Raw genomic sequence first — 26,401 nt, 5'->3', positions numbered from 1 at the left:
GGGCAGTTTACTCGACGCGGTGCCAGTCGGCCACGTTCCACAGCTCGCTGTCCCATGTGTTCAGGACAATGCCACCCAGGGTCTTGGCACGGGCCGAGACACGACCGCGATCGACCAGCGGCAGGATCATGTAGCCGTCATTGATGACCATGGCGTGCAGCTCTTTGACGAGCGCGGCGCGCTGTTCAAGCTCGCCGGTGCGGCCCAGTTCGGCCACTTTGGCGTCGTACTCTTCCATGCACACGCGCGAGACGTTCTCGCCCTGCCACTGGGTGGACGGGCGCGGGGCCTTGCCGCAGGTCATGGCGGCCATCAGGGCCTCGGGGTCGGTGCCGTCGAAGTTGTTGGCGAACATTTCGACATCCGCATAGAACTTCTGGAAGGTGTCGGGGCTGCCCGGATCACCGCCGAAGAACACCGATGCGTTGACGTTGCGCAGTTCGACCTCAAAGCCGATTTCTTCCCACCATGCCTTGATCAGGGCCTGAAAGTCCTGACGCACGGCGTTGGTCGAGGTCTGGAACAGCATCGACAGTTTCACGCCGTCCTTTTCGCGGACGCCGTCGCCGTCGCTGTCAACCCAGCCGGCCTCGTCCAGCAGGGCCTTGGCCCCTTCGATGTCCTGCTCGAGGCACGAGGTGTCACCCGATGCATAGATTTCGGGCGCGGGCACCAGATCGCAGGTCGGGCGACCGGCCTGACCATAGCCGATTTCGGTCAGCAAGGGGCGGTCGATGGCCATCGACAGCGCCTTGCGCACGTTCAGCTCCGACAGGAACGGATGCGGATGCGCGGCGGTCGAGCGTTCGCCTTCGGGCAGGTCGGGGCTGGGGTCGGTCATGTTGACATGGATGCGTTCCACGAGGCTGCCAAAGCCGACCTCGATCACACCCACGCCGGCGGCTTCCATGTTGGCCAGCACGTCGGGCGCCAACTGAAGGTTCCAGGCATAGTCGAATTCGCCGGTTTCCAGAACCGCGCGGCCCGCGCCGGTGGCATCGCCGCCCCCCTTGAAGGTGACCGAGGCAAAGGCCGGTTTCGCCGGGTCGCGATAGTTGGGGTTGGCCGACATGGTGATCACGTCGTTGGGTTTGAAATCATCCACCACGAAGGGGCCGGTTCCGATCGGGCCAAAGTTGGCGTCGGTGCACTCGGGTGCGCGCGCGCCGGTGCAGTTCTCGAACTGCGATTTCTGGATGATCGGGGATTGCGCGCCCACGAAGGGGCCATAGGGAAAGGGTTTCGGCTCGGTGAAGGTGACCTTGACGGTCAGGTCATCCAGCGCCTCGACCGACGAGACGCCTTCGAACTTGGCCAGCTGCGCGCAGCCGCCTTCGGGATGCATGCAATACTCGGATGTGAACACCACGTCTGCCGAGGTCAGGGGCGTGCCGTCGGACCACAGCAGACCCTCTTTCAGCTTCCAGGTGATGCTGGTCAGGTCTTCGGATACGCCGCCGTTCTCGATGGTAGGGATCTCTTCGGCCAGCCAGGGCAGCATCTCGCCCACTTCGTTGTAGCGGCCCAGCGGTTCGATGATCATCGACGCGGATTCCAGGTCCTTGGTGCCGCCCGACAGATAGGGGTTCAGGATCGAGGGCGCCTGCCAGTATATGATGTTCAGCTGGCCATGCGCGCCACGCTCGGCAAAGGCTGCCGGGGCGATCGCAAAGGCCGCCGCAGCGCCCAGCAGCAGGGTTTTCATCTTCATCTTTCTCTCCATGTTGGACACGTGACGTGCCTCTTATTTAAGCGCCCGTGGTGCTGGTCGGGCAGACAGTCCTTGTCGCGTGGTTGGGAACAAGTCGCACCGCAGCCTCATCCCCTGTCCGACCGTGCCGGACAACCACGGCATTAATCATCAAAAAGCGGGTTGGCAAGAAATTGCAAGGTTTCTGTGCACCCGCGGACGTTGCGCCGGACAGAGCGCTTAGAAATTGACTTCTGTGGCCGGCTGTCTTTAGCGTTCAGGGCCAAACGGAAGCAACAACAACAAGGTGGGCGCGATGCTGGACCAACCGATTGCCAGGATTGAGAATCTTCGGGTGGAGTTCCAGACCAAGGATGGCCCCGTCGTGGGGGTCGAGGATGTGTCGTTCTCGATCAATCCGGGCGAAACCGTGTGCGTGGTGGGCGAAAGCGGGTCGGGGAAATCGGTGTCGTCGCTGTCGCTGATGCGGCTGGTGGAATATGGCGGTGGCGATATCGCCGGCGGGCGCCTGATTTTTGATCGCAAGGACGGCGGCGAAATCGATCTTGTCGCCACCGACCAGTCGCTGATGCGCCATATCCGCGGCAACGAGATCGGCATGATCTTTCAGGAACCGATGACCGCGCTGAACCCGGTGTTCACCGTCGGCCGGCAGCTGACCGAGGGGCTGCGCCTGCACATGGGGCTGACCAAGGCCCAGGCGCGCGAACGGGCGCTGGACCTGCTGCGCGAGGTGCGCATTCCGGAACCCGAACGCCGGTTGAACCAGTATCCGCACGAGCTGTCGGGGGGCATGCGACAGCGCGTGGTGATCGCCATGGCGCTGGCCTGCAATCCGCGTCTGCTGATCGCGGATGAACCCACGACGGCGCTGGACGTGACGATTCAGGCCGAGATCCTGGCGCTGATGGACCGGCTGAAGCGCGAAACCGGAACGGCGGTGATGTTCATCACCCACGATATGGCGGTGGTGGCGCAGATGGCCGACCGGGTGGTGGTGATGTATCGCGGCAACAAGGTCGAGGAAGGCACCGTGACCGAAATCTTCGAGAACCCGCAGCATGTCTATACCAAGGCACTGCTGGCCGCGGTGCCCAAGCTGGGCGAGATGCGCGGCAAGGCCGCGCCCGAACCGATGCGCCTGCTGGGCATCGAAGGGTATGACACCGGGCCGATCCTGGGCAGCGACAAGCCGCTGCTGACCGTGCGCAACCTGACCACGCGGTTCCCGGTCAAGGCGGGGTTCTTTCGCCGCACCGTGGCCAATGTGCACGCGGTCGAGGATGTGTCGTTCACCCTGAACAAGGGGCGGACGCTGTCGCTGGTGGGCGAATCGGGCTGCGGCAAGTCCAGCGCGGGTCGGTCGCTGCTGCGGCTGGTCGAGCCGCTGTCGGGCAGCGTCAATCTGGACGGGGTGGATGTGATCGCGCTGAACCCCGGCGATCTGCGCCGGGCGCGGGCCGATATGCAGATGGTGTTTCAGGATCCCTTCGCCAGCCTGAACCCGCAGATGCAACTGCTGGATCAGGTGGCCGAGCCCTTGCGCAACTATGGCCACACCAACCGGGCCGAGGTGCAGGATCGCGTCGCCGCCCTGTTTGACCGCGTCGAGTTGCCGCGCAGCTTCATGCGGCGGTTTCCGCACGAGCTGTCGGGCGGGCAGCGGCAGCGGGTGGCGATCGCCCGCGCGCTGGCGCTGAACCCCAAGCTGATCGTGTCGGACGAGGCGGTCTCGGCGCTGGATGTGTCGGTGCAGGCGCAGGTGCTGAACCTGATGATGGAACTGCAGGCCGAACTGGGCCTGTCTTACGTCTTCATCAGCCATGACATGGCGGTGGTGGAGCGGGTCAGCCATGATGTCGGCGTGATGTACCTGGGCCGGATCGTCGAACTGGGCCCGCGGGCGGCGGTGTTCGAAGACCCGCGCCACCCCTATACGCAGGCGCTGATGAAGGCCGTGCCCATCGCCGACCCACGCCGCCGCAAGGGCGAGCACGAGCTGAATTTCAAACCGATCCCGTCCCCGATCCACAAGGTCGGCTATGAACCCGCCCCGTCGGAATATGACGAGGTGAGCCCGGGCCATTTCGTTCTGACCACGGACAGCGGATATTGAGAGACGTGCGGTCGGTGACACCGGAAACTTGAGCAAGTTTCCGGACGATTTCTTGATCAAGAAATCGCGGAGGCGCACGAATTTTCATGGCGCTCGGGATGGCGCAACGCCGTCCTGGCCGCATAACAGGAGAACCGCATGACCCAGAGACTATCCCCGCTCGACCTGATGACCCGGTTGATCGGCTTTCCCACCGTCAGCCGCGACACCAATCTGCCGCTTGTGGACTGGGTCGAGGATTATCTGTCGGGTCACGGCATCACGGCGCATCGGTTCTACAATGACGCGGGCGACAAGGCGGCGTTGTTTGCCCATGTCGGGCCGGAGGTCGCGGGCGGGGTGATTCTGTCAGGGCACACGGATGTGGTGCCGGTGGATGGCCAGCCCTGGACCAGCGATCCCTGGACCGTGACGGAGCGGGACGGCAAGTATTTTGGCCGGGGCACCTGCGACATGAAGGGGTTTGATGCGCTGGCGCTCTGGGCGCTGGTGGAGGCGCAGCATCGCGGGGTCTCGCGCCCCTTGCAGATCGCGCTGAGTTTTGACGAAGAGGTTGGGTGCACCGGCGCGCCCCCGATGATCGAGCGCATTCTTGAAACCCTGCCGCGCGCCGAGGCGGTGATCGTGGGCGAGCCGTCGATGATGCAGGCGGTCACTGGCCACAAGGGCGGGCAGGGGTTCTGGGTGGATGTCTGGGGCCACGAGGTGCACAGCTCGATCGCCTACAAGGGCGTGTCGGCCATCATGGAGGCCGCGCGGATCATTGACTGGGCCAATCAGGTGAATGCCGAAGAGGCCGCGAAGGACCCCGCACCACTGGCCGCGATGTTCGACCCACCCTATACCACGGTGCATTCCGGCACGATTCAAGGCGGCACCGCGGCCAATATCACCGCAAAGCATTGCCGGTTCGACCTGGGGTTCCGCGCCGTGCCCTCGGATGACGAAGACGCCTGGCGGGACCGGATCATGGAGAAGGTGGCGCAGGTGCAGGCCGGGATGCAGGCGGTGCATCCGGATGCCCGCATCGACGTGGAGACCAAGTTCGGCGTGCCTGCGCTGCGCCCTGAAACCGAAGGCGCGGCCGAGGCGCTGGTGCGCGCGATCACTGGCGACAATGCCAGCCACGTGGTCAGCTATGGCACCGAGGCCGGGCAGTTTCAGGCGCGCGGCTATTCCGCCGTGGTCTGCGGGCCGGGCGATATCGCGCAGGCGCATCAGCCCGACGAATTCATCACCGTGGCGCAGTTCGACGCCGGTCACGGGTTCATGGAAAAGCTGCTGGAGCGGTTGTGAGCGGCTTTCCTTTCAAGGTGCAGACCCCGCCCGAGCATGACGGGCCGCTGCCCGAGGCCACCGATTGCGTGGTGATCGGGGGCGGTGTGATCGGGATTTGCGCGGCGCTCTATCAGGCCCGCAAGGGGCGGCGGGTTGTCGTGCTGGAAAAGGGCCGCGTGGCGGCAGAGCAATCCAGCCGCAACTGGGGCTGGATCCGGACGCAGGGGCGCGATGTTGCGGAGATCCCGATCTCGCTGGAATCGCGGCAGCTTTGGCGCGCGCTGGATCAGGCCTGTGGCGGGCGGCTGGGGATCGCAACGGTGGGCGTCAGCTATCTGGCGCGCAACCAGGCCGACATGGCGCGCTATGCCGACTGGCTGAAGGATGCGCAGGGGTTTGACGGGCTGGACAGCCGGTTGCTGGACGCGGGCGCGGTGCGCGCGATGCTGCCCGGCGCGCGGGGCGACTGGGTCGGCGCGTTGCACACCGCCAGCGACATGAAGGGCGAGCCATGGCAGGCGGTGCCCGAACTGGCGCGGCTGGCGGTGGCCGAGGGGGTGGTGATCCGCGAGGGCTGCGCCGTGCGCTGTCTGGACATGGCGGCGGGGCGCGTGGCCGGGGTGATGACCGAACGGGGGCGGATTGCGGCGCCCGATGTGGTGCTGGCCGGCGGCGCGTGGTCGGCGCTGTTTCTGGGCAATCATGGCGTGTCGCTGCCTCAGCTTTCGGTGCGCGCGACGGTGCTGGCAACAGAAAGCTGCCCGGATGTGCACGGCGGCGGAGCCACGGATTCACGGATCGCGTGGCGCAGGCGGGCGGATGGCGGATACTCGGTCGCGCCATCCACCGCGTCGGAGTTTTTCATCGGGCCGGAGGCGTTTCGCCACCTGCGCGCGTTCATGCCGCTGCTGCGCGCGGGCGGGTTCGAAGTGTCGTTTCGGGGGCTGCCGCCGCGTGGCCATCCCGATGCCTGGGGCACGGCGCGCCGCTGGCAGCCCGATCAGCAGACCCCGTTCGAGCGGATGCGCGTGCTGAACCCGTCCCCCCGGCCTGCGCGTCTGGAAAAGGCGCGGCGGCGGTTTGCCGACACCTTTCCCGGCGCGGGCGATCCGGGGATGGCGGCGGGCTGGGCGGGCATGATCGACACCACGCCCGACGTGGTGCCGGTGGTGGATCACTGCGCCGACCTGCCGGGTCTGTTGGTGGCCACGGGCTTGTGCGGGCACGGCTTTGGCATCGGGCCTGCCTTTGGCCGGATCGTGGCCGACATGGTGGCGGGCGAGGATGCGGGCCATGACATGACGCGGTTCCGCTGGGGGCGTTTTTCCGATGGCTCGCCGATCGTGCCGGGGCCGAACCTCTAGCCAGGCTTGAGGGTCGCGCCGAACCAAAGGCGGGGGGCTGTCCCCCTCATCCCGCGGACAAGCGGGGGGCCAGCCCCCCGCACCGCACGACAAGCGGGGGGCCAGCCCCCCGGACCCCCCGGGATATTTCCAGAGAGAGGAAGAGGAGGCGCGTTGTCCGCTTGTGGCGGTCAGGGGCTTGGGGCAGGCTGCGGACGCAAGCACGAGGAGAGACGCGATGCCCGTAAGAAACCGACTGGCCGAAATGCACGACGAGATCACCGCATGGCGGCGCGATCTGCATGAACATCCCGAAATCCTGTTCGACGTGCATCGCACCGCCGGGGTCGTGGCGGAAAAGCTGCGCAGCTTTGGCTGTGACGAGGTCGTCGAGGGCATCGGGCGGACCGGCGTGGTGGGCGTGATCCGGGGGCGCTCGACCGGGACGGGACGGGTGATCGCCCTGCGCGCCGACATGGATGCGCTGCCGATGGAGGAGATCACCGGGCTGGAGTATGCCTCAAGGACGCCCGGTGCGATGCATGCCTGCGGCCATGACGGGCACACCGCGATCCTGCTGGGGGCCGCGCAGTACCTGGCCGAGACGCGCAATTTCGACGGCACCGTGGTGCTGTTGTTCCAGCCTGCCGAAGAGGGGGGTGCGGGCGGTCTGGAGATGGTCAATGACGGCGTGATGGACCGCTGGAACGTGCAGGAGGTGTATGGTCTGCACAACATGCCGGGCATGGCCGTGGGGCAGTTCGCGATCCGGTCGGGGCCGCTGCTGGCCTCGGCGGACGAGTTCACCATCCGGCTGGAGGGCAAGGGCGGTCACGCCGCCGTGCCGCATCAGGCGATCGACCTGGTGCTGGTGGGCAGCCAGATCGTGCAGGCGCTGAACGCGATCGTGTCGCGCAACGTGGACCCGGTGAAACATGCGGTGCTGACGGTGGCGACCTTCATGACCGAAAGCGACACGCAGAACGTGATCTCGCATTCCGTCAAGCTGCGCGGCACGGTGCGCTGTTTCGATGCCGACATGCGCGATCTGGTGCAGGAGCGCCTGACCGCCCTGACCACCGGCATTGCCGCGAGCCACGGCGCGGTGGCGCATGTGCAGTATGATCGTGGCTATCCGCCCACGGTGAACCATGCCGCGCAGGCCGAGTTTGCCGCCGACTGTGCCGAGGCCGTGGTGGGCCCCGACAAGGTGGACCGCAATACCCCGCCGGTGATGCCGGCCGAGGATTTCGCCTATATGCTGGAGGCGCGACCGGGCGCGTATATTTTCCTCGGCAACGGAGACACGGCGATGTGTCATCACCCGGCCTATGATTTCAACGATGATGCCATTCCGGTCGGATGCAGCTGGTTTGCCGAACTGGTCGAGCGGCGCATGCAGGCGGTGTGATCGGCGCGGGGTGGCTGGACATTTCCGCGCCACCCCAACAGGGTAGCACCAAACACCAGATCAGGAGGGCAGGACATGCCAGTCAAGAACCGCTTTGCAGAATTGCACGATGAAATCACCGAATGGCGCCGGGATTTGCACGAAAACCCCGAGATCCTGTTCGAAACCCACCGCACCAGCGCGCTGGTGGCCGAAAAGCTGCGCGCATTCGGCTGTGACGAGGTGGTCGAGGGGATCGGCAAGACCGGCGTCGTTGGCGTGATCCGGGGCAAGAGCACCGACAGCGGCAAGGTGGTGGGCCTGCGCGCGGACATGGACGCGCTGCCGATCCACGAGCAGACCGGGCTGGACTATGCCTCCAAGACGCCCGGTGCAATGCATGCCTGCGGCCATGACGGCCACACCGCCATGTTGCTGGGCGCGGCGAAATACCTGTCGGAGACGCGCAATTTCGACGGCACCGTGGTGGTGATCTTTCAGCCCGCAGAAGAGGGCGGCGGTGGCGGGCGCGAGATGTGCGCCGATGGCATGATGGACCGATGGGGCATTCAGGAAGTGTACGGGATGCACAACTGGCCCGGCCTGCCCGTGGGGCAGTTCGCCATCCGCCCGGGGCCGTTCTTTGCCGCGACCGACCTGATCGAGATCGAGTGCGAGGGGCGTGGCGGGCACGCGGCCAAGCCGCAGGACACGGTGGATACCACGCTGATGGCGGCGCATCTGGTGACCGCGATGCAAAGCATCGTCTCGCGCAATTCCGATCCGGTGGGGCAGATCGTGGTGTCGATCACGTCCTTCGAGACCTCCAGCAAGGCGTTCAACGTGATCCCGCAGCGGGTGTCGATCAAGGGCACCGTGCGCACCCTGTCGAACGAGCTGCGCGATCTGGCGGAAAGCCGGATGCAGGCGATCTGCGACGGGGTGGCGGCCACGTTCGGCGGCACCATCAAGCTGGATTATTTCCGCAACTACCCGGTGATGGTCAACCATGACGAGCCGACGGAGTTCGCTACCGAGGTGGCGAAATCGGTGTCGGGCATTTGCCATGACGCGCCGCTGGTGATGGGGGGCGAGGATTTCGCCTTCATGCTCGAAGAGCGGCCCGGCGCCTATATCATCGTGGGCAATGGGGACACGGCGATGGTGCACCACCCCGAGTACAACTTCAATGACGAGACGATCCCTGCGGGCTGCTCGTGGTACGCCGAACTGGTCGAACGCCGGATGCCGGCAGCCTGAGGCTGGATGCACGGATATGAAGCGCATCGCGATCATCAACTTCACAGGATTTCGAGGCAATTGGGGGTGTCAGGCCACCAGCGTCGAGCTTGTGAAGTTCATCGCAGGGTGCTTTGCGTCGGACGAGGCTCTTGACTTCAGTTTCGTTCCGCTGCTGCCGTCCTCGCGTGTTGATGTGCGGTACGACCAAGAGCTAGATAAAGTCTATGGTGCCTTTACCAAGGTTTCGCAGCAGACAGCCGAGGCCGGTTCATCTCTGAGGTATCTTGAGCAGGCGTGCGTCGAGCGGTATGGCTTTTGGGCGGACATTGTCAAACGTTCCGACCTGGTCGTGTTTCAGGCCGAAGGTACGATGGGTTTGGGGGCGAATTTCGCCCGAGGACCGCGTCTTATGCTGTTGCCATTCGTGGCAAAGCATGCGTGGAACCGCATGGTGATTTCCCTGAATCAGTCGTTTTATTCTCACGAAGAGGTCGTGCGGAAAAACGCGAGTGAAGCTTTTGGAAGCTTTGACTTTTCAGGGTTTCGCGAGGGCGCATCCGTTGCGCTTGCACGTCAAAACGGCGTGACAGATGCGGCCTATGTGCCAGATTTGGCTTTCTTGTCGCCCAAGGCCGACCTGCCCAAGACCCCTCTTGCTCAAGGAGAGGGTTACTTTGCGGTGTCCGGGTCGGCATTGAAAGACCCGGATCGCTATGCGCTTATCATGAAACAGGTGGAAATGATCCGCGAGGCCACCGGGCTCAAGCCGCTGCTCGCCTTGTCGCGGGACTATAGGATGACACTGCGCGCATTGCTGAAATGGAAGCGCGGAACCTATGCCCAAGTCCCGTTCAATGCAAGATATGCGCAGGTCACCGGCCTGTTTGCGCAGTGCAAATTTTTGTTGTCGGGGCGGTATCACATGTCGATTTTGGCCGCAGCGGCAGGCACGCCGAACATTATTCTCACGGGCAATTCGTTCAAGAACGAGGGATTGGCCTCTCTTTTGGGTTCGAGCCGACCGGTTCATCGGTTTGCCGACATCGATGCGATCGTGACCGAGGCAGTCGAGGTGTCGGCGAACGAGCAGTCAGAGCGCGCGGCAATCGCTGCGCAAGTCCGCCTAATCCGCGAGACTATCCTTCGCGCGCAACATCACATTGCCGGTATCATCAATGGCGAACGGCTGGACAAATTCGAGGATGGCCTTCCGCCGTACCGTCTGACGCCCGAGATACTTGCGCGGTATCATGCCTTCGGGCGCGGCAAAGGCGAGAAGCCAAGCCGCGCCTTGCCTGGCAAACGTCTGGGCAAGAACAGGTCAATGCTGGCCATTCTGGCCCCGCTTCTGGACGGGATACTCGAAGATCGAGACCGGTCGACTGCAACTTTGCGGAAAATGGCCGCAGCAGACGGTGCGGTGAAACATGAGCTTGCCCGCCTGTCGGCGACGACACCGGGTTTGACGGATTTCAGCGGCTGACGGCCTTCTCGGCGATCAACTGACGCAAACGGTCAGGAAGATCGGAGTTGTGGCGAATCTGGTAGATATTCCTGTAGTGGAAAAGAAAATTCCTGCGCTGCATATCTGTGCAGGCCGGTCTTATAGGGGTGGTCAACCTGTACAGGTCATCCCGGCTCCGCACCTGATGTGCGACTGCGGCGTAATCCGCCTTGCCAAAGCAGTACAGCGGGAGATCGTAAATTATGGCCTCGCCGCCGACGCCGGAATTGACGGTGAATATCGCTTGGGCGCGTGCCAAGATGTTGTGGATCGAATTGGTGGTTATCTTGACGCCGGGCATATTCTGCAAAGCCTTAAGCGCCTTGGTGACTCGGGTGCTGCTACATTTGGGATGACGTTTGATCACCACCTGGATTTCCGTACCCGAGAAGCGTTCAACCACCAGCTCAAGCATTGTCAACATAGGCATGTAGGCCTGACGCTGTACCATGTCGCCTATCGTCTGCAGAGCCACGAAAACAAACTTCGGTGGAAGGTCCTCGGCGATCCGGGATTGCTTGTACTTGGACTGTGCTCCAGATGACACTTGGGCCTTGGACTGCATGTAGAATGCGTCGATCTCGGCCTTTGCACGATCTGGTTGGTCGAAATCCGCCGCCTGCTTGTCCGCAAGTGATGACCATCCGGCAAACCCCATGGGATCAAGGCACGTATACCCCGGAAGATCGGCAGCCTTGAAATGCCGGATCGTTGTGCCTCGGGATGCGATCACTTCGAAAGCCGGTGAATTGATCGTGTGATGCGACAGGTACAGTTTCGCCGAAGGCAACGCGGTGGGGTGATCCGACAGCGCAAGCGTATAGTCCAGCCCCAATTCGCGGCTTTGTGCAAAGCAGGTGTGCATGATGCGAAGCATGGCGTCGACGGCGTCATTCGGTTTGACGAGTTTTCGCAGGGAAAGGAACCGCCGGGGCGTGGCTACGATAACATCGGGCTTTCTTGAGGTTGACGTCCGGTGTTGCAGCAAAGCCTCAAGTTCCGTTCTGCGCGAGGCTTGGCAGAGTTTGGACGCCAGCGCGATATTGAGCCAAGGTGTCACGCGACCCTTCCTTTTATCAGCGCCCGCAGGGCGGCGGCGGTTTGTGTGGGCGCTGCCAGCGTTTCGGGCGGGGTGTTGGGCGGCAGGGTCCAGGCGCGTTCGATGGCGGCAGTCATCTCGGTCGGGGTCTGGACGATGTGATGTGCCAGCCTGTCGAATGCCGGTTTGTTGTTGCCGATATCCGGTCCGGTCAGGATGTGATTGCCAGCGGCGGCTGCTTCCCACGGGCTGTGGCCGCCACGATTGCCGAAGGTTCCGCCGATCAGGCACACCGAAGTGGCGGCATGCAGCCCGGGCATCTGGCCGAAGGCATCCATGACATAGACATTGGTGTCGGGCTGCGGGGGCAGACCGTCGGAGTGCCAGACCGCCCGGAACCGCGCGGGCAGCCAGCCCCGGTCGGGGCGCGGATGCCGCGGCGCGATCAGCAGCAGGGTGTCCGGGTGTCTGGCCAGAAGCGCGTCATGCGCGGCGAACACGATCTCTTCATCTTCGGGGTGGGTCGAGGCGGCGAGCCATGTCGCTCGGGCCTCCGGCGCGCGCGACCAGTCCGGACGGGGCGCGGATGCGGGCAGTGCAGCACTTTTGAGATCCTCGACCACGGCCACGCGCAGGCCTAGCGCGGTCATTTCCTGCGCGACCGATGCGGCGCTGGCGGTGATCAGATCGAAACGGCTCAGAAGCGCGCGTGCGGTTTTGGGAAAGCGCCGCCGCGTTTTCGACGGGCGCGCGCCGATCAGGGCGGCGGGAATGCCGCGCCGGTTCAGGGCAGACAGCATGTTGGGGGGCATGTCGGCCTCGACCATCACGGCCAGATCGGGGGACCAGTGCGACAGGAACCTCGCGACAGGTGCAGGCGTGTCGATCGGTTGAAACTGATGCAGGGTTTCGGGCGGCAAGGCGCTGGCGGCGCGCCCGGCCCCGGTCTGGGTGGCGGTCGTGACCAGCAGCTTTGCGTCATCGGCCAGCAGTGGGGCAAGGGCGACCAGCGATTGCACCTCTCCGACCGAGGCGGCGTGCAGCCAGATCAGCCGGCCAGCCGGGCGATCCAGCGTCGCGCGGCCAAGGCGTTCGGTCAGACGGTGGGCCGGTGCGCCTTGACGCGCATGGGCGCGGCGGGCCAGTCCGGCCAGCAACCAAGGGGCGAGCGTGGTGACGCCGCGATATGCGCTGACCAGAGGCGGTGTCACGGAGTTACCCGCCCGTATGGCTCATGTGGCGGGTGACGCGGCCATCGACCGACTGGCGGGAATAGTCGAAATCATGGCCCTTGGGCTTGCGCGCGATGGCGGCGCGGATGGCCTGTTCCAGCGCGGCGTTGTCAGGGCTGGCGCGCAGGGGCGCGCGCAGGTCGGCCATGTCCTCCTGGCCCAGGCACATGTACAGCTCGCCGGTGCAGGTCAGGCGCACGCGGTTGCAGCTTTCGCAGAAGTTATGGGTCAGCGGCGTGATGAAGCCGATTTTCTGGCCCGTTTCCTCGATCCGGACATAGCGCGCGGGGCCGCCCGTGCGCTCGGCCAGATCGGTCAGTGTGTAATGCTGGCCCAGCGTGGCACGCAGGTCGCGCAGGGGCCAGTACTGATCCAGCCGGTCCTCGTTGCCGATGTCGCCCATCGGCATGACCTCGATCCAGGTCAGGTCCATGTCCCGCGCGGCGCACCATTCGGTCATGCGCAGCAGCTCATCCTCGTTGAAACCCTTCAGAGCCACGGCGTTGATCTTGACCCGCAGGCCCGCCGCCTGTGCGGCGTCGATGCCGCGCAGCACCTGGGGCAGGCGGCCCCAGCGGGTGATGTCGGCGAATTTCTTTTCGTCCAGCGTGTCCATCGACACGTTCACGCGGCGTACCCCGGCGGCAAAGAGGTCGGCGGCAAAGCGGTCAAGCTGGCTGCCATTGGTGGTCAGCGTCAGTTCGCGCAGCGCACCGCTGTCGAGATGGCGGGTCATGGCGTCGAAGAACCCCATGATTCCCCGCCGCACCAGCGGCTCGCCCCCGGTGATGCGCAGCTTTTCCACTCCCATCTTGATGAAGGTGGTGCACATGCGATCCAGTTCTTCCAGCGTCAGCAGCTCTTTCTTGGGCAGAAAGGTCATGTTTTCGGACATGCAATAGACGCAGCGGAAATCGCAGCGGTCGGTGACCGAGACGCGCAGGTAGGAAATCGGGCGCGCGAAGGGATCTATGAGGGGGGCATCTGTCATGGGCGGAAGGTAAGCGCGGGATTTGGCCGGGGCAAGGGGGATTGCGTTGCGCCGGTCCCCGCGATGAGGCTATCCTACCGTCATGAAGAAAATCCTGATCCCCATCGTGATGCTGAGCCTTGGCTCTGGCTGTGCGCTGTTCACCGAGCAACCCGAGCGGTCCGAGCGGCCCGACGCGCAGGCCCCGCAAGACGAAGTGCGCCCTGTTGCGCGTCCGGGTCCGGCATCGCGGCCCCCGTCGGGTGCCCGCACAGCCGACGCGCTGGACACCACCACCGACGAGGAACGGCAAGCCGCATCGGCGCCCGCGGCCTCGGGCGCGCGCGATCTGGGCGTGACGGTCGCGTCGCTGGGGGATCCGGCGCGGTCGGGCTTTTGGCTGGAGACGCCGCTGGTCAGCGCGCCGGCCAAGGGACGGGTCGAATTCGAAGGCCAAAGCGCGCAGGTCGATCTGATCCCGATTGAGGGGCCAGAGTCGGGCGGCAGCCGCATTTCGCTGTCGGCCATGCGCCTGATCGGGGCACCCCTGACTGGACTGCCCGAAGTGCGGGTGTCAGTCGAAGGCTGAGACGGGGTGCCGAAATCTGTAGCAGATTTCGGCCCGCTTTCTTGAGAAAGAAAGCGGTTACGGGGACCGGGCGAGGGCGCGAGGCTTAATCAGCTTGCGGTTTCGGCAGGTATTTCTCGGCCTCTTTGCGGGCAAAGGGTTTCATGTGCCGGCCATTGTCGGCCATGAAGGCGCGCACGCGGTCCGGGTCATGCTTGGACAGGTCGCGCAGCCACCAGGCCACGGATTTCTGGATGAACCATTCAGGGTCGCGCACATAGGTGGCGGCCCAGCCCAGCACGCGTTCGCGGATGGCGGCCTCGTCGGGTTTGGGGTGGTTCTGCTTGGCATAGGACAGGGTGATGACCATGGCGGCGCGGCGGGTCCAGTGGGCCGTGCCTTGCGTCCAGCCCTCGACCACCTCGATGCGCGTGAGGTCGGCCACCAGCCGTTTCTGCCCGGCCATCATCGCGTGATCGGCGATGGCCCAACTGTCGAAGTCCGGCACCCATGACACGATCAGGTCCCAGACCGGGCCATCGTCGGGCCGGATGCGCGCCTGCGTCAGCAGCTTGGCCGCTGCAATTCGCGCCTCGTAGATGTTGCTGTCCCACAGCCCCGCGGCCAGCGCCACACGCTCGGGCACGCTCAGACCCTGCCGCCAGCCCTTGGCCAGATCGTCCAGCACGCCGTTGCGCACGCCCAGATAGGGGCGCGGCACCTTGTGATAGGCGGCCATGCCCTCGGCGCGGCCGGGGTCGGCGGCGGCGTGCAACTGGTCAAGCGCGTCCTGCGGCGTCATTCCACGGTCACCGATTTCGCCAGGTTGCGCGGCTGATCCACGTCGGTGCCCTTGGCGATGGCGCTGTGATAGGCCAGTTGCTGCGCCGGGATCGCATAGAGGATCGGGGCCAGATCATCGGCCACCGTGGGCATCACCAGCGCCTGCGACACGCCATCCCCTGCGGCGGCCAGCCCGGCCTCGTCGGTGATCAGGGTGACCTTGCCGCCGCGCGCCATCACCTCTTGCATGTTGGACACGGTCTTGTCGAACAGCGCGTCCTTGGGGGCCATCACCACCACCGGCATCTTCTTGTCGATCAGGGCGATGGGGCCATGTTTCAGCTCGCCCGATGCATAGGCTTCGGCGTGGATATAGCTGAGTTCCTTGAGTTTCAGCGCACCCTCCATGGCGATCGGGTACATCAGGCCGCGCCCCAGGAACAGCACGTCATCGGCCTCGGCCAGCTTGCGGGCGACCTTGCGCGCGGACCGGTCCTGCCCCAGCGCCTGATTGACGATGCCCGGCAGGCTGCGCAGCGCCGAGAGGCGGTCGGCCAGGGCCGCGTCGTCCAGAACACCGCGCTGATGCGCGGCCTTGAGCGCCAGCAGGTAAAGCACCGTCAACTGGCAGGTGAACGCCTTGGTCGAGGCAACGCCCACCTCGACCCCGGCAAGGATCGGCAGGGCGGTGCCGCTTTCGCGTGCGATCGAGCTTTCGGCCACGTTGGTCACCGACATCACATGCGCGGCCTTGTCGGCGGTATAGCGCAGGGCGGCCAGCGTGTCGGCGGTTTCGCCCGACTGGCTGACGAACAGGGCCACGGTGCCATCAGTGACGGGCGGTTCGCGGTAGCGGAACTCGGATGCGATATCGACCTCGACTGGCAATCTGGCGATACGTTCGAACCAGTACTTCGCCGTCACGCAGGCGAAATAGGCGGTGCCGCAGGCCACCATGGTCAGCCGGTTGACGGTGGCAAAATCGGGCAGGCTGTCGGGCAGGGCAATGTCGCGGCCGTCGGCGGTCAGGTAGTGATTCAGCGCCTCGCCGATCACATGGGGCTGTTCGGCGATCTCCTTGGCCATGAAATGCTTGTGCCCGCCCTTGTCGATGCGGGTGGCATCCAGGCGGATGGTCTTGACCGACCGGTTTGCCAGCGCGTCCTGCGCATCGCGGATTTCCACGCCTGCGCGGGTGAGGACGGCCCAGTCGCCCTCTTCAAGATAGGTGATGCGGTTGGTCATCGGGGCCAGGGCGATGGCATCCGATCCGACATACATCTCGCCCTCGCCATGGCCGATGGCCAGCGGGCTGCCCTTGCGGGCGGCGACCATCAGATCCTCTTGCCCGTCAAACAGGAAGACCAGCGCAAAGGCCCCTTCAAGCCGGGCGATGGTGCGGCGGGCTGCGGTGACGGGATCGTCGCCCTGATCCATGTAATACGCGGCCAGCAGAGACACGGTTTCGGTGTCCGTCTCGGATTCGGGCTGGCGGCCCAGACCGGCCAGTTCGGCGCGCAGGTCGCGGAAATTCTCGATGATGCCGTTGTGAACCACGGCCACGGTGCCCGAGCGGTGGGGGTGGGCATTGGCCACCGAGGGCGCGCCATGGGTGGCCCAACGAGTGTGGCCGATACCGGATTTGCCCGGCAGCGGGTCATGCACCAGCAGATCCGACAGGTTCACCAGCTTGCCCACCGCGCGGCGGCGGTCGAGCACACCGGCGTTGACCGTGGCGATCCCTGCGCTGTCATAGCCGCGATACTCCAGCCGGCGCAGTGCTTCGACCAGGGTAGGCGCGACCTCGTGCGTGCCCAGAACTCCGACGATACCACACATTATTTTGCTCCCTTGTCGCGTTTGGCTTTCTTGGCGCGCAGCATCTCGAACAGACGTGCGGCCATGCCGGGTTTTTCCACCTGCGGCGCGCGACCCAGCGCCAGCGCGTCATCGCCCACGTCGCGGGTGATGACCGAGCCTGACGCCGTCATCGCCCCGGCACCCACCTGCACCGGGGCCACCAGCATGGTGTTGGACCCGATGAACGCGCCCGCGCCGATCTTGGTGTGGTGTTTCATCACCCCGTCATAGTTGCAAGTGATTGTGCCCGCGCCGATGTTGGCCCCGGCCCCCACATGGGCATCGCCGATATAGGACAGGTGGTTGACCTTGGCCCCTTCGTCCAGCACGGCGTTCTTGATCTCGACGAAATTGCCGACGCGCACATCCTCGGCCAGTTCCGCACCGGGGCGCAGCCGCGCATAGGGGCCGACCACCGCGCCGCGGCTGACATGGCAGCCCTCAAGATGCGAAAAGGCGCGGATCGTGGCCCCGGTTTCGACCGTCACGCCGGGCCCGAAGACGACGTTGGGTTCCACCAGCGCATCGCGGCCCAGCACGGTGTCATGGGCGAAATGAACGGTGTCAGGGGCTATCAGCGTGACGCCATCCTCCAGCGCCTGCGCACGGGCGCGGGCCTGAAACGCGGCCTCGGCCCCGGCCAGTTCGGCGCGGCTGTTGACGCCCAGTGTTTCCGCCTGATCGCAGGTCACGGCGGTGGCCGACAGCCCGGCCGCGCGGGCAAGGGCGATCACATCGGTCAGGTAGTATTCGCCGCTGGCATTGTCATTGCCCACCTGCGCGATCAGATCGAACAGGGTGGTGGCATCGGCGGCGATGACGCCGGAATTGCACAGGGTTATGGCGCGTTCATCCTCGGTGGCGTCCTTGAACTCCACGATCCGGTCCAAAGTGTCGCCCGCCATCACCAACCGGCCATAGCGGCCCGGATCGGCGGCCTGGAACCCCAGCACGACGACATCATGCGCCGCGCGGGCGCTTTGCATGGCTTGCAGGGTTTCGGGCCGGATGAAGGGCGTGTCCCCATACAGCACGATCACGTCACCGTCAAAACCGGCCAGCGCATCGCGCGCCATGTCGACCGCATGGGCGGTGCCTTTCTGTTCGGATTGCAGCACGATCTGCGCACCCTCGTCCCAGTCTTGCGCGACTTTCGTCACCGCGTCCGCGCCGTGGCCCGCCACGATGATGGTCTGCGCAGGCTCCAGCACCGCGCCCGATTTCATCGCGTGGATCAGCAGGGGCGCACCTGCGACCGGATGAAGCACCTTGGGAAGGTCGGAATTCATGCGCGTGCCCATGCCGGCCGCGAGGACGATCAATGCCGTGGTCATATCACTACTCATTCTCAATGCCTTTTGGCCGTTATACGGGCTTGCGCCTGCCACGCAAGCCGGGCAGGGATCACTTGAGATTGCCGAATGTGACACGGGTTGCGGTTTTCCGCCGCTGGGGAGAGGGATGACATGGGAACGGTTATTTTCGATCTGGACGGAACGCTGGCCGATACAAGCGGCGATCTGATCGCCGCCGCCAACCATTGTTTCCGCGACATGGGGCTGGGCGACGTGCTGGACCCGGGCAATGATGCGCTGACCGCGTTTCACGGCGGGCGCGCGATGCTGCGGCTGGGGCTGGGGCGCGTCGGCAGCGACGAGGTCGAACTGCGCGTGGCGCGGTATTACCCGGTGTTGTTGCAGGCCTATGGCGATGCGATCGACGTGCACACGCGGCTTTATCCCGGCGCGATGGATGCGGTCGAGGCGCTGAAATCGGCCGGGCTTTCGGTTGGTATATGCACCAACAAGCCCGAGGGTCTGGCGCAGATCCTGCTGACGCGGCTGGGCGTGCGCGATGCCTTTGGCTCGCTGATCGGGGCCGATACATTGCCGGTGCGCAAGCCCGATCCCGCGCCGCTGCTGGAGGCGGTGCGCCGGGTCGGGGGCGATATGGCCCGCGCCTGCCTGATCGGCGACACGCAAACCGACCGCGACACCGCCCGCGCGGCGGGGGTGCCATCGGTGCTTGTCACCTTCGGGCCATCCGGGCAGGCGGTGCTGGACTTGCAGCCCGAGGCGAGCATCGCGCATTTTGACGAACTGCCGGGCGTGGTTGCGCGCTTGCTGGGCTAGGCCCTGCGCGGTCGCGTGCCGAAAAACCGGCGATGCGACATTGACGGATCGTGGGGCTTGGCGCATGTCTTGCCTTATGACAGAGATATTTCGCGGCACCTTCACCCAGCAGGAACCGATCCCCGACGCGGCGATCGAGGCGGCGGTGCGCGTCATGCGCACAGGCCGGTTGCACCGCTACAACGTCGCAGGCGACGAGCCGGGCGAGGTGGCGCTGCTGGAGCAGGAATTCGCCGCCGCGATGGGGGTGAAATACTGCCTTGCCGTGGCCTCGGGCGGCTATGCGCTGGCCTGTGCCCTGCGTGCGCTGGGGGTGGGGCATGGCGACCGCGTGCTGACCAACGCCTTCACGCTGGCCCCGGTGCCCGGGGCGATTGCCAGCGTCGGCGCCGTGCCGGTGTTCGTCGGCGTAACCGAAGGGCTGGTCATCGATCTGGACGATCTGGCCGCCAAGGCGGATCAGGCCGATGTGCTGATGCTGAGCCACATGCGCGGGCATCTGGCCGACATGGACCGGCTGATGGAAATCTGCGACGCGGCGGGAATCCGCGTGATCGAGGATTGCGCGCATACCATGGGCGCGCGTTGGCGCGGGCGGCTGTCGGGCACCGACGGGGTGATCGGCTGCTATTCCACGCAGACCTACAAGCATCTGAACTCGGGCGAGGGCGGATTGCTGGTGACGGATGACGCGCAGGTCATGGCGCGGGCGGTGATGCTGTCGGGATCCTACATGCTGTACGGGCGGCATCTGGCGGCCCCGGGGCCCGAGGCGTTCGATGAGGTGCGGTATGAGACGCCCAACGTCTCGGGGCGGATGGACCACCTGCGCGCGGCGATCCTGCGGCCGCAACTGGCGCGGCTGGCGGCGCAATGCGACCGCTGGAACGCGCGCTATCGGGCGGTCGAGGAGGGGGTGCGCGACACGCCCGGCCTGACCGTGGTGGACCGGCCCGAGGATGAATACTTTGTCGGATCGTCGATCCAGTTCCTGCTGCTGGACTGGGCCGCCGAGAAGGTGCAGGAGGTGCTGCGCCGCTGCGCCGCGCGCGGTGTCGAGCTGAAATGGTTCGGCGGGGCCGAGCCGGTGGGGTTCACCAGCCGCTATGACAGCTGGCGCTATGCGCCGTCACAGCCGATGCCCGCCACCGACCGGGTGCTTGCCGGGCTGATCGACATGCGCCTGCCGCTGACATTCTCGGTCGAGGATTGCCGACTGATCGCGCGGATCATCCGGGCCGAGGCGGGCGCTGTCTGGCAGGGTGGCTGAGGGATTGCGCGGCCCGTTCCGGGCCACGCCCGGGTGGGGGCCCTGCCCCCACACCCCCGGAGTTTACCTGGCAAGATGAAGGCAGGACACCTGCGCGCTTGACGCAGGCCGTGCTTTGGTGGCATTTTATGAACAAGTGTTCAATAAACCCTGGGAGGGGCCCCGCATGTTCAACGCCACGATGAAGTTCGACCTGGGCGAGGATGTCAACGCGCTGCGCGAGAGCGTGCACCGCTTTGCGCAGGAGCGGATCAAGCCGCTGGCCGCAGAGATCGACCAGACCAATACCTTTCCGCATCACCTGTGGCGCGAGATGGGCGAGATGGGCCTGCTGGGCATCACGGTGGACGAGGACTATGGCGGCGCGGGCATGTCCTATCTGGCCCACACCATCGCGGTGGAAGAGGTCGCGCGGGCCAGCGCGAGCGTGTCGCTGTCCTATGGCGCGCATTCCAACCTGTGCGTGAACCAGATCAAGCTGAACGGGTCCGAAGAGCAAAAGCGCAAGTATCTGCCCGGCCTGATCTCGGGCGAGCATGTCGGCGCGCTGGCGATGTCTGAGGCCAGCGCCGGGTCGGACGTGGTGTCGATGAAGCTGCGCGCGGAAAAGCGCAACGGCTACTATGTGCTCAACGGCAGCAAGTACTGGATCACCAACGGGCCGGACGCGGATACGCTGGTGGTCTATGCCAAGACCGACCCCGAGGCGGGGTCGAAGGGCATCACGGCCTTTCTGATCGAGAAGGCGATGACCGGCTTTACCCAGGGGCCGCATTTCGACAAGCTGGGCATGCGGGGCAGCAACACTGGCGAGCTGATCTTTGAAGACTGCGAGGTGCCGTTCGAGAATGTGCTGGGCGACGAGGGCAAGGGCGTGCGCGTGCTGATGTCAGGGCTGGATTACGAGCGCGTGGTGCTGTCGGGCATCGGCACCGGCATCATGGCGGCCTGTCTGGACGAGGTCATGCCCTACATGGCGGAGCGCAGGCAATTCGGCGAGCCGATCGGGAACTTCCAGCTTATGCAGGGCAAGCTGGCGGATATGTACACCGCGATGAACAGCGCGCGCGCCTATGTCTACGAGGTCGCCAAGAGCTGCGACCGGGGCGAGGTGACGCGACAGGATGCGGCGGCCTGCGTGCTTTATGCATCCGAAGTGGCGATGAGCGTGGCGCACCAGGCCGTGCAGGCCTTTGGCGGTGCGGGATACCTGAGCGACAACCCAGTGGGGCGGATCTTCCGCGATGCCAAGCTGATGGAGATCGGTGCAGGCACATCCGAGATCCGGCGCATGCTGGTGGGCCGCGAGATGATGGCGGCGATGAGATGAGGTGGCCCTTGGGCGCGATACTGGCCTGTTTGCCGGGCGCGGCGGCGGCGCAGGAGCTGACATTCTCGCCCCGGGCGGTCGAGGCCTGTCTTGAGATTGCGGACTCCCCGCGCGACTGCATCGGCCTGTCCGCACAGCGGTGCATGGAAGAGACGCCGGGCGGTCACAGCACCGTGGGCATGGGCGGGTGCCTGGACCGGGAGCTGAGCTATTGGGACGACCGGCTGAACACGGCTTATGGCGCGGTCATGGCGCAGTCCCGCACCCAGGATGCCGAGATGGAGCAGGCGGGCCGGCCCGCCAGCGGGCAGGCCGAGGCGCTGCGCGACATGCAGCGGGCGTGGATCACGTTTCGCGATGCGGCCTGTGCCTATGAATACAGCACATGGGGCGGCGGCACGGGGGCCGGGCCTGCGGGCGCGGCCTGCCTGATGCGGTTGACAGGCGAACAGGCACTGGCGCTGGAAGCGCGCCTGCCGCGCGGCTGAGATGGGGCTGCGCGCGCGCATATTCGCTCCGCTGGTCGCGCTGATCCTGTGCGCGGGCGTTCTGGGCTGGCTGCTGGGCGTGCGCAGCGTGACGCCGGGCGAGACCGAGGTGATCAACCGTATGGCGGCGCTTTATGTCGAGGAAGGCGGGCGCGCGACCGATTGCGCGGCAAGGCCAGCAGCCAGCGACGGGTTGTGGCTGGTGGTGCGCTGCGGCTGCGCAGAGGCGGAAGCGGCGCGCGAGTATTTCGTGGATGATTTCGGTCGTCTGGCGCATCGGCGCGCGAAAGGGGCGGTGGCGGCATGCTGATGCGCGCGCCCGATTATGACGCGCTGTGCGCAACGTTTCGGTGGGACATCCCGGACCGTCTGAACATGGCGCATCAGGTCTGCGACGGCTGGGCGGTGCGCGACCCGGGACGCGTGGCGCTGATCGATGTCAGCGACGGCATCCGGCGCGAGATGACCTATGGCGAGTTGTGGCGTCTGTCGCGCCGCGTTGAAAACGCGTTGATCGAATACGGTGTGATGCGCGGCGACCGGGTGGGCGTGCTGCTGAGCCAGTCGTTCCTGTGTGCTGCGACGCATATCGCGGCCTGGCGGATCGGGGCCATCAGCGTGCCGCTGTTCAAGCTGTTCCGCCGCGACGCGCTGGAGGTGCGGCTGGACGATGCCGGGGCGGGTGTTGTCGTCACCGATGACGAGGGCGCGGCGATGCTGCGTGGCATGGGGCTGGGCGTGATCCGCGCGCAGGACCTGCCCGGCGGCGCGCAGGCCAGCGGCGGGGTCGACACCGGGCCGGATGATCCGGCGGTCCTGATCTATACCAGCGGCACGACGGGCACGCCCAAGGGCGCGCTGCATGGCCACCGCGTGCTGACCGGCCATCTGCCGGGGGTGGCGATGAGCCATGATTTCCTGGGCCAGCCCGGCGATTGCCTTTGGACACCGGCCGACTGGGCCTGGATCGGCGGGCTGTTCGACGTTCTGATGCCGGGGCTGGCGATGGGGGTGCCGGTGGTGGCCGCGCGGATGGACAAGTTCACGCCCACCGGCGCTGCACGGATCGTGGCGCAGGCGGGGGTGCGCAACGTGTTCTTCCCGCCCACCGCACTGCGGATGCTGCGCGCGGTGGAATGCGAGGTGCCCGGGTTGCGGTCGGTTGCATCGGGCGGCGAGCCTCTGGGCGCCGAGATGCTGGACTGGGGGCGGCGGGCCTTTGGCGTGCAGATCAACGAGTTCTACGGCCAGACCGAATGCAACATGGTAGCCAGCTCCTGTGGCAGCCTGTTCGACGCGCGTCTGGGGGCCATTGGCCGCGCGGTGCCGGGGCATCAGGTGGCGGTGATCGACGATCACGGGCAGTCGACCGAGGGCGAGGGTGATATCGCCATCCGCGCCGGCAGCCCTGCTATGCTGCTGGAGTACTGGCGCAGGCCGGACGCGACGCGGGAGAAGTTTCGCGGTCAGTGGATGCTGACCGGCGATCGGGGGATCATCGAGGACGGGTTCATCCGCTTTGTCGGGCGCGAGGATGACGTGATCACCTCGTCCGGCTACCGCATCGGCCCCGCCGAGATCGAGGATTGCCTGCTGACCCATCCAGACGTTGCCACGGTGGGGGTTGTGGGCAAGCCCGACGCGCTGCGGACCGAGATCGTCAAGGCCTATGTCGTGCTGAAGGACGGGGTCGAGGCGGGCGAGGCGCTGGCCGAAGATCTTAAGGCATGGGTGAAAGATCGGCTTGCAGCCTATTCATATCCAAGGGAAATCGCTTTTCTGGACGCGCTGCCGATGACCGTCACCGGCAAGGTGATCCGCCGCGAGTTGAAGGCGCGCGCAGCGGCGGAGGATGGCGCATGAGATGGGCGATTGCCCTTCTGGCGATGACCGCGCCGGTTGCCGCGCAAGAGCCGGTGCCCGCCTTTGGCGCCTGCCGCGACATCGCCATCGAGCGGCTGGAGCGCGAATTGCGCTGGCATGTCGAGGGCGCGTTTGCCGAGCAGGTCCCGGTGGCCGATCTGGCGGGCATGGCCTATTGCGGCGAAGCGGGTATTTTCCTGTGTGATCAGGAGGATGCCGCCGATACCTGCCACGAAGCCCTGACCGCGCAGCAGGATGCGCTGCGGGCGGAGGTGCTGGCCAGCCTGCCTGCACCCGAAGTGGTGGCGGGACGGCGCGGGATGTGGTCGGATGCCCTGTATCCGCGCATGCACGCGCTGGCGCATGGGCACTCGGCCGGGCCGGATTGCGCGGGCGTGGCCGTGGGCGACGGGCCGCGCTGCGGCGCGCGGGCGGCCAACAGGCGGCTGGACATCACGCTGCGCGCCTGGGTGCTGGCGCGCTATCTGGGGGCGGCGCCGGATGCGATCAGCGCCGGTTGGGCCGGACCGCCGCCACCGACACGGCCAAGGGCGCGGGAATGAGCGTGCCTGTGCCTCAAATCGCCGCGACACGGCGGCAACAACCTGCAACCCGGGTGGAGAAACAATGAAACTGCTATCCCAGGCGATCCCGACATCGGACCAGTTCCGCACCAACCGCGAGGGCTATCTGGAGGCTTTGCGCGTGGTGCAGGAGGCGGCAGCGCTGGCGGCCGAAGGTGGCGGTGCCAAGGCGCGCGACCGGCATGTGTCGCGCGGCAAGATGCCCCCGCGCGAGCGTGTCGCCAACCTGCTGGACCCCGGCGCGCCGTTCCTGGAAGTAGGGGCCACGGCGGCGCACGGGTTGTATGATGGCGCGGCCCCGGCGGCGGGCATGATCGCGGGCGTGGGTCAGGTGATGGGACGGACCTGCATGATCCTGTGCAACGATGCCACGGTGAAGGGCGGCACCTACTATCCGATGACGGTCAAGAAACACCTGCGCGCGCAGGAGATCGCCGAGCAGAACCATCTGCCCTGCATCTATCTTGTCGACAGCGGCGGCGCGAACCTGCCGCAACAGGACGAGGTGTTTCCCGATCGCGATCATTTCGGGCGGATCTTCTTCAATCAGGCCAACATGTCGGCCAAGGGCATCCCGCAGATCGCCGTGGTGATGGGCAGTTGCACGGCGGGCGGCGCCTATGTGCCGGCCATGTCGGATGTGACGATCATCGTGCGCGATCAGGGCACCATCTTTCTGGCCGGGCCGCCGCTGGTCAAGGCGGCGACGGGCGAGGTGGTCACGGCCGAGGAACTGGGCGGCGGCGATGTGCACACCCGGCTGTCGGGTGTGGCGGATTATCTGGCCGAGGATGATGCCCATGCGCTGGCGCTGGCGCGGCGCGCGGTGGGCAGTCTGGGGGGTGGGTTGGCACCCACCCTACGGTTGGAGGCCAGCGAAGAGCCCGCCTATGACCCCGAGGAAATCCTGGGCGTGGTGCCCGCCGATCTGCGCACGCCCTATGACATCCGCGAGGTGATCGCCCGCGTCGTCGATGGCAGCCGGTTCGACGAGTTCAAGGCGCGGTTCGGCGAGACGCTGGTGACCGGGTTTGCCCATGTGAAGGGCATTCCGGTGGGCATCGTGGCCAACAACGGCGTGCTGTTTTCAGAGGCGGCGGTGAAGGGCGCGCATTTCGTGGAGCTGTGCAGTCAGCGCCGCATCCCTCTGGTTTTCTTGCAGAACATCACCGGTTTCATGGTCGGGCGGCGGTACGAGAACGAAGGCATCGCGCGGCACGGGGCCAAGATGGTGACGGCGGTGGCCTGCACGCAGGTGCCGAAAATCACCATGCTGGTGGGCGGCTCTTTCGGGGCGGGCAATTACGGCATGGCGGGGCGGGCGTATAGCCCGCGCTTCCTGTGGACATGGCCCAACAGCCGCATCAGCGTGATGGGCGGGGCGCAGGCGGCCGGCGTGCTGGCCACGGTGAAACGCGACGGGATCGAGCGCGCGGGCGAGACGTGGAGTGCCGAGGACGAGGCTGCGTTCAAGCAGCCGACCATCGACATGTTCGAAGAGCAGTCGCACCCTCTTTATGCCAGTGCGCGGTTGTGGGACGACGGCATCGTGGACCCGCGCAAGACCCGCGACGTTCTGGCGCTGTCGCTGCGCGCCAGCCTCTGCGCGCCGATCCCCGAGACGCGTTTCGGCGTGTTCCGGATGTGAGGCGCAAGATGGTCCTTTATTCATCTTGCCAGATAAACTCCGGGGAGCGC

22 protein-coding genes are annotated in these 26,401 nt (G+C 65.8%); 15 read left to right on the top strand and 7 right to left on the bottom strand.

The genetic code is table 11. From position 1 onward, the window contains the following. Window positions 1-7 precede the first annotated feature (7 nt). Complete coding sequence (locus ACFTOW_RS06480; protein WP_379914245.1) at window positions 8-1,711, bottom strand: peptide ABC transporter substrate-binding protein; 1,704 nt, start codon at window positions 1,709-1,711, stop codon at window positions 8-10. A 295-nt stretch (window positions 1,712-2,006) separates the two neighbouring features. On the opposite strand from ACFTOW_RS06480, the gene ACFTOW_RS06475 reads away from it, so the two are divergent. From ACFTOW_RS06475 to ACFTOW_RS06450, 6 genes are all read left to right on the top strand, one after another. Beyond that, the gene (locus ACFTOW_RS06475; RefSeq protein ID WP_379914244.1) at window positions 2,007-3,827 is read left to right on the top strand and encodes an ABC transporter ATP-binding protein; all 1,821 of its coding nucleotides are present in this window, start codon (window positions 2,007-2,009) and stop codon (window positions 3,825-3,827) included. Window positions 3,828-3,965: 138 nt separating this feature from the next. Then, entirely contained in the window at window positions 3,966-5,123 is a 1,158-nt protein-coding gene (argE, locus tag ACFTOW_RS06470) for an acetylornithine deacetylase (protein WP_379914243.1), read from the top strand. After that, entirely contained in the window at window positions 5,120-6,469 is a 1,350-nt protein-coding gene (locus ACFTOW_RS06465; RefSeq protein WP_379914242.1) for an NAD(P)/FAD-dependent oxidoreductase, read from the top strand. Before argE ends, ACFTOW_RS06465 begins: the two co-directional genes overlap by 4 nt. 217 nt (window positions 6,470-6,686) lie before the next feature. Further along, window positions 6,687-7,859, top strand: a complete 1,173-nt coding sequence (locus tag ACFTOW_RS06460; RefSeq protein WP_379914241.1) for a M20 aminoacylase family protein — start codon at window positions 6,687-6,689, stop codon at window positions 7,857-7,859. Window positions 7,860-7,934: 75 nt separating this feature from the next. Then, window positions 7,935-9,098 (top strand): M20 aminoacylase family protein, encoded by a 1,164-nt coding sequence (locus ACFTOW_RS06455; RefSeq protein WP_379914240.1) that lies wholly within the window; start codon window positions 7,935-7,937, stop codon window positions 9,096-9,098. 16 nt (window positions 9,099-9,114) lie between these two features. Next, on the top strand, window positions 9,115-10,563 hold the full coding sequence (locus ACFTOW_RS06450) for a polysaccharide pyruvyl transferase family protein (RefSeq protein WP_379914239.1): 1,449 nt from the start codon (window positions 9,115-9,117) through the stop codon (window positions 10,561-10,563). Here the strand turns inward: ACFTOW_RS06450 and ACFTOW_RS06445 are convergent. From ACFTOW_RS06445 to moaA, 3 genes are read right to left on the bottom strand one after another with little or no spacing between them, the layout of a single operon-like run. Next, window positions 10,553-11,644, bottom strand: coding sequence for a capsular polysaccharide export protein, LipB/KpsS family (locus ACFTOW_RS06445; protein WP_379914238.1), 1,092 nt, complete (start codon window positions 11,642-11,644; stop codon window positions 10,553-10,555). The genes ACFTOW_RS06450 and ACFTOW_RS06445 overlap by 11 nt on opposite strands. Beyond that, complete coding sequence (locus ACFTOW_RS06440; RefSeq protein ID WP_379914237.1) at window positions 11,641-12,834, bottom strand: 3-deoxy-D-manno-octulosonic acid transferase; 1,194 nt, start codon at window positions 12,832-12,834, stop codon at window positions 11,641-11,643. Before ACFTOW_RS06440 ends, ACFTOW_RS06445 begins: the two co-directional genes overlap by 4 nt. 4 nt (window positions 12,835-12,838) lie before the next feature. Continuing rightward, window positions 12,839-13,846 carry a GTP 3',8-cyclase MoaA gene (moaA, locus tag ACFTOW_RS06435; protein WP_379914236.1) on the bottom strand — a complete coding sequence of 336 codons (1,008 nt, stop codon included), beginning with the start codon at window positions 13,844-13,846 and terminating at the stop codon, window positions 12,839-12,841. 82 nt (window positions 13,847-13,928) lie between these two features. On the opposite strand from moaA, the gene ACFTOW_RS06430 reads away from it, so the two are divergent. After that, window positions 13,929-14,414: a hypothetical protein gene (locus ACFTOW_RS06430; protein ID WP_379914235.1), complete on the top strand. Its 486-nt coding sequence runs from the start codon at window positions 13,929-13,931 to the stop codon at window positions 14,412-14,414. Window positions 14,415-14,499: 85 nt separating this feature from the next. Here the strand turns inward: ACFTOW_RS06430 and ACFTOW_RS06425 are convergent, their stop codons facing one another. From ACFTOW_RS06425 to glmU, 3 genes are read right to left on the bottom strand one after another with little or no spacing between them, the layout of a single operon-like run. Beyond that, window positions 14,500-15,195 carry a DNA alkylation repair protein gene (locus ACFTOW_RS06425; protein ID WP_379914234.1) on the bottom strand — a complete coding sequence of 232 codons (696 nt, stop codon included), beginning with the start codon at window positions 15,193-15,195 and terminating at the stop codon, window positions 14,500-14,502. Further along, window positions 15,192-17,015: a glutamine--fructose-6-phosphate transaminase (isomerizing) gene (glmS, locus tag ACFTOW_RS06420; protein WP_379914233.1), complete on the bottom strand. Its 1,824-nt coding sequence runs from the start codon at window positions 17,013-17,015 to the stop codon at window positions 15,192-15,194. Before glmS ends, ACFTOW_RS06425 begins: the two co-directional genes overlap by 4 nt. Next, window positions 17,015-18,370, bottom strand: coding sequence for a bifunctional UDP-N-acetylglucosamine diphosphorylase/glucosamine-1-phosphate N-acetyltransferase GlmU (glmU, locus tag ACFTOW_RS06415; RefSeq protein WP_379914232.1), 1,356 nt, complete (start codon window positions 18,368-18,370; stop codon window positions 17,015-17,017). The genes glmS and glmU overlap by 1 nt, the downstream gene beginning before the upstream one ends. 132 nt (window positions 18,371-18,502) lie before the next feature. Here glmU and ACFTOW_RS06410 point away from each other — a divergent pair, with 132 nt between their 5' ends. From ACFTOW_RS06410 to ACFTOW_RS06375, 8 genes are all read left to right on the top strand, one after another. Then, window positions 18,503-19,168, top strand: a complete 666-nt coding sequence (locus ACFTOW_RS06410) for an HAD-IA family hydrolase (RefSeq protein WP_379914231.1) — start codon at window positions 18,503-18,505, stop codon at window positions 19,166-19,168. Between the two features lie 76 nt (window positions 19,169-19,244). Continuing rightward, a complete protein-coding gene (locus ACFTOW_RS06405) occupies window positions 19,245-20,438 on the top strand; it encodes a DegT/DnrJ/EryC1/StrS family aminotransferase (protein WP_379914230.1) in 1,194 nt (397 codons plus the stop codon). 166 nt (window positions 20,439-20,604) lie between these two features. Next, the gene (locus tag ACFTOW_RS06400; protein ID WP_379914229.1) at window positions 20,605-21,768 is read left to right on the top strand and encodes an isovaleryl-CoA dehydrogenase; all 1,164 of its coding nucleotides are present in this window, start codon (window positions 20,605-20,607) and stop codon (window positions 21,766-21,768) included. Further along, window positions 21,765-22,256 carry a lysozyme inhibitor LprI family protein gene (locus tag ACFTOW_RS06395; RefSeq protein ID WP_379914228.1) on the top strand — a complete coding sequence of 164 codons (492 nt, stop codon included), beginning with the start codon at window positions 21,765-21,767 and terminating at the stop codon, window positions 22,254-22,256. The genes ACFTOW_RS06400 and ACFTOW_RS06395 overlap by 4 nt, the downstream gene beginning before the upstream one ends. A 1-nt stretch (window position 22,257) precedes the next feature. After that, window positions 22,258-22,566, top strand: a complete 309-nt coding sequence (locus tag ACFTOW_RS06390; RefSeq protein WP_379914227.1) for a hypothetical protein — start codon at window positions 22,258-22,260, stop codon at window positions 22,564-22,566. After that, window positions 22,560-24,119, top strand: coding sequence for an AMP-binding protein (locus ACFTOW_RS06385; protein ID WP_379914226.1), 1,560 nt, complete (start codon window positions 22,560-22,562; stop codon window positions 24,117-24,119). Before ACFTOW_RS06390 ends, ACFTOW_RS06385 begins: the two co-directional genes overlap by 7 nt. Next, the gene (locus ACFTOW_RS06380) at window positions 24,116-24,682 is read left to right on the top strand and encodes a hypothetical protein (protein WP_379914225.1); all 567 of its coding nucleotides are present in this window, start codon (window positions 24,116-24,118) and stop codon (window positions 24,680-24,682) included. The genes ACFTOW_RS06385 and ACFTOW_RS06380 overlap by 4 nt, the downstream gene beginning before the upstream one ends. Before the next feature lie 64 nt (window positions 24,683-24,746). Continuing rightward, complete coding sequence (locus ACFTOW_RS06375) at window positions 24,747-26,351, top strand: carboxyl transferase domain-containing protein (RefSeq protein WP_379914224.1); 1,605 nt, start codon at window positions 24,747-24,749, stop codon at window positions 26,349-26,351. The last annotated feature ends 50 nt before the right edge of the window (window positions 26,352-26,401 follow it).

Source organism: Lacimonas salitolerans (genome assembly GCF_042677865.1).
GTDB lineage: Bacteria > Pseudomonadota > Alphaproteobacteria > Rhodobacterales > Rhodobacteraceae > Lutimaribacter > Lutimaribacter salitolerans.
This window is presented reverse-complemented; position numbering and strand designations above follow the sequence as displayed.

What these genes read in the sequence shown, in the direction of transcription:
- ACFTOW_RS06480 (WP_379914245.1), bottom strand. Translation starts at nt 1,711, where the DNA reads ATGAAGATGAAAACCCTGCTGCTGGGCGCTGCGGCGGCCTTTGCGATC.
- ACFTOW_RS06475 (WP_379914244.1), top strand. Translation starts at nt 2,007, where the DNA reads ATGCTGGACCAACCGATTGCCAGGATTGAGAATCTTCGGGTGGAGTTC.
- argE (WP_379914243.1), top strand. Translation starts at nt 3,966, where the DNA reads ATGACCCAGAGACTATCCCCGCTCGACCTGATGACCCGGTTGATCGGC.
- ACFTOW_RS06460 (WP_379914241.1), top strand. Translation starts at nt 6,687, where the DNA reads ATGCCCGTAAGAAACCGACTGGCCGAAATGCACGACGAGATCACCGCA.
- ACFTOW_RS06455 (WP_379914240.1), top strand. Translation starts at nt 7,935, where the DNA reads ATGCCAGTCAAGAACCGCTTTGCAGAATTGCACGATGAAATCACCGAA.
- ACFTOW_RS06450 (WP_379914239.1), top strand. Translation starts at nt 9,115, where the DNA reads ATGAAGCGCATCGCGATCATCAACTTCACAGGATTTCGAGGCAATTGG.
- moaA (WP_379914236.1), bottom strand. Translation starts at nt 13,846, where the DNA reads ATGACAGATGCCCCCCTCATAGATCCCTTCGCGCGCCCGATTTCCTAC.
- ACFTOW_RS06430 (WP_379914235.1), top strand. Translation starts at nt 13,929, where the DNA reads ATGAAGAAAATCCTGATCCCCATCGTGATGCTGAGCCTTGGCTCTGGC.
- ACFTOW_RS06425 (WP_379914234.1), bottom strand. Translation starts at nt 15,195, where the DNA reads ATGACGCCGCAGGACGCGCTTGACCAGTTGCACGCCGCCGCCGACCCC.
- glmS (WP_379914233.1), bottom strand. Translation starts at nt 17,015, where the DNA reads ATGTGTGGTATCGTCGGAGTTCTGGGCACGCACGAGGTCGCGCCTACC.
- glmU (WP_379914232.1), bottom strand. Translation starts at nt 18,370, where the DNA reads ATGACCACGGCATTGATCGTCCTCGCGGCCGGCATGGGCACGCGCATG.
- ACFTOW_RS06410 (WP_379914231.1), top strand. Translation starts at nt 18,503, where the DNA reads ATGGGAACGGTTATTTTCGATCTGGACGGAACGCTGGCCGATACAAGC.
- ACFTOW_RS06405 (WP_379914230.1), top strand. Translation starts at nt 19,245, where the DNA reads ATGACAGAGATATTTCGCGGCACCTTCACCCAGCAGGAACCGATCCCC.
- ACFTOW_RS06400 (WP_379914229.1), top strand. Translation starts at nt 20,605, where the DNA reads ATGTTCAACGCCACGATGAAGTTCGACCTGGGCGAGGATGTCAACGCG.
- ACFTOW_RS06395 (WP_379914228.1), top strand. Translation starts at nt 21,765, where the DNA reads ATGAGGTGGCCCTTGGGCGCGATACTGGCCTGTTTGCCGGGCGCGGCG.
- ACFTOW_RS06390 (WP_379914227.1), top strand. Translation starts at nt 22,258, where the DNA reads ATGGGGCTGCGCGCGCGCATATTCGCTCCGCTGGTCGCGCTGATCCTG.
- ACFTOW_RS06385 (WP_379914226.1), top strand. Translation starts at nt 22,560, where the DNA reads ATGCTGATGCGCGCGCCCGATTATGACGCGCTGTGCGCAACGTTTCGG.
- ACFTOW_RS06380 (WP_379914225.1), top strand. Translation starts at nt 24,116, where the DNA reads ATGAGATGGGCGATTGCCCTTCTGGCGATGACCGCGCCGGTTGCCGCG.
- ACFTOW_RS06375 (WP_379914224.1), top strand. Translation starts at nt 24,747, where the DNA reads ATGAAACTGCTATCCCAGGCGATCCCGACATCGGACCAGTTCCGCACC.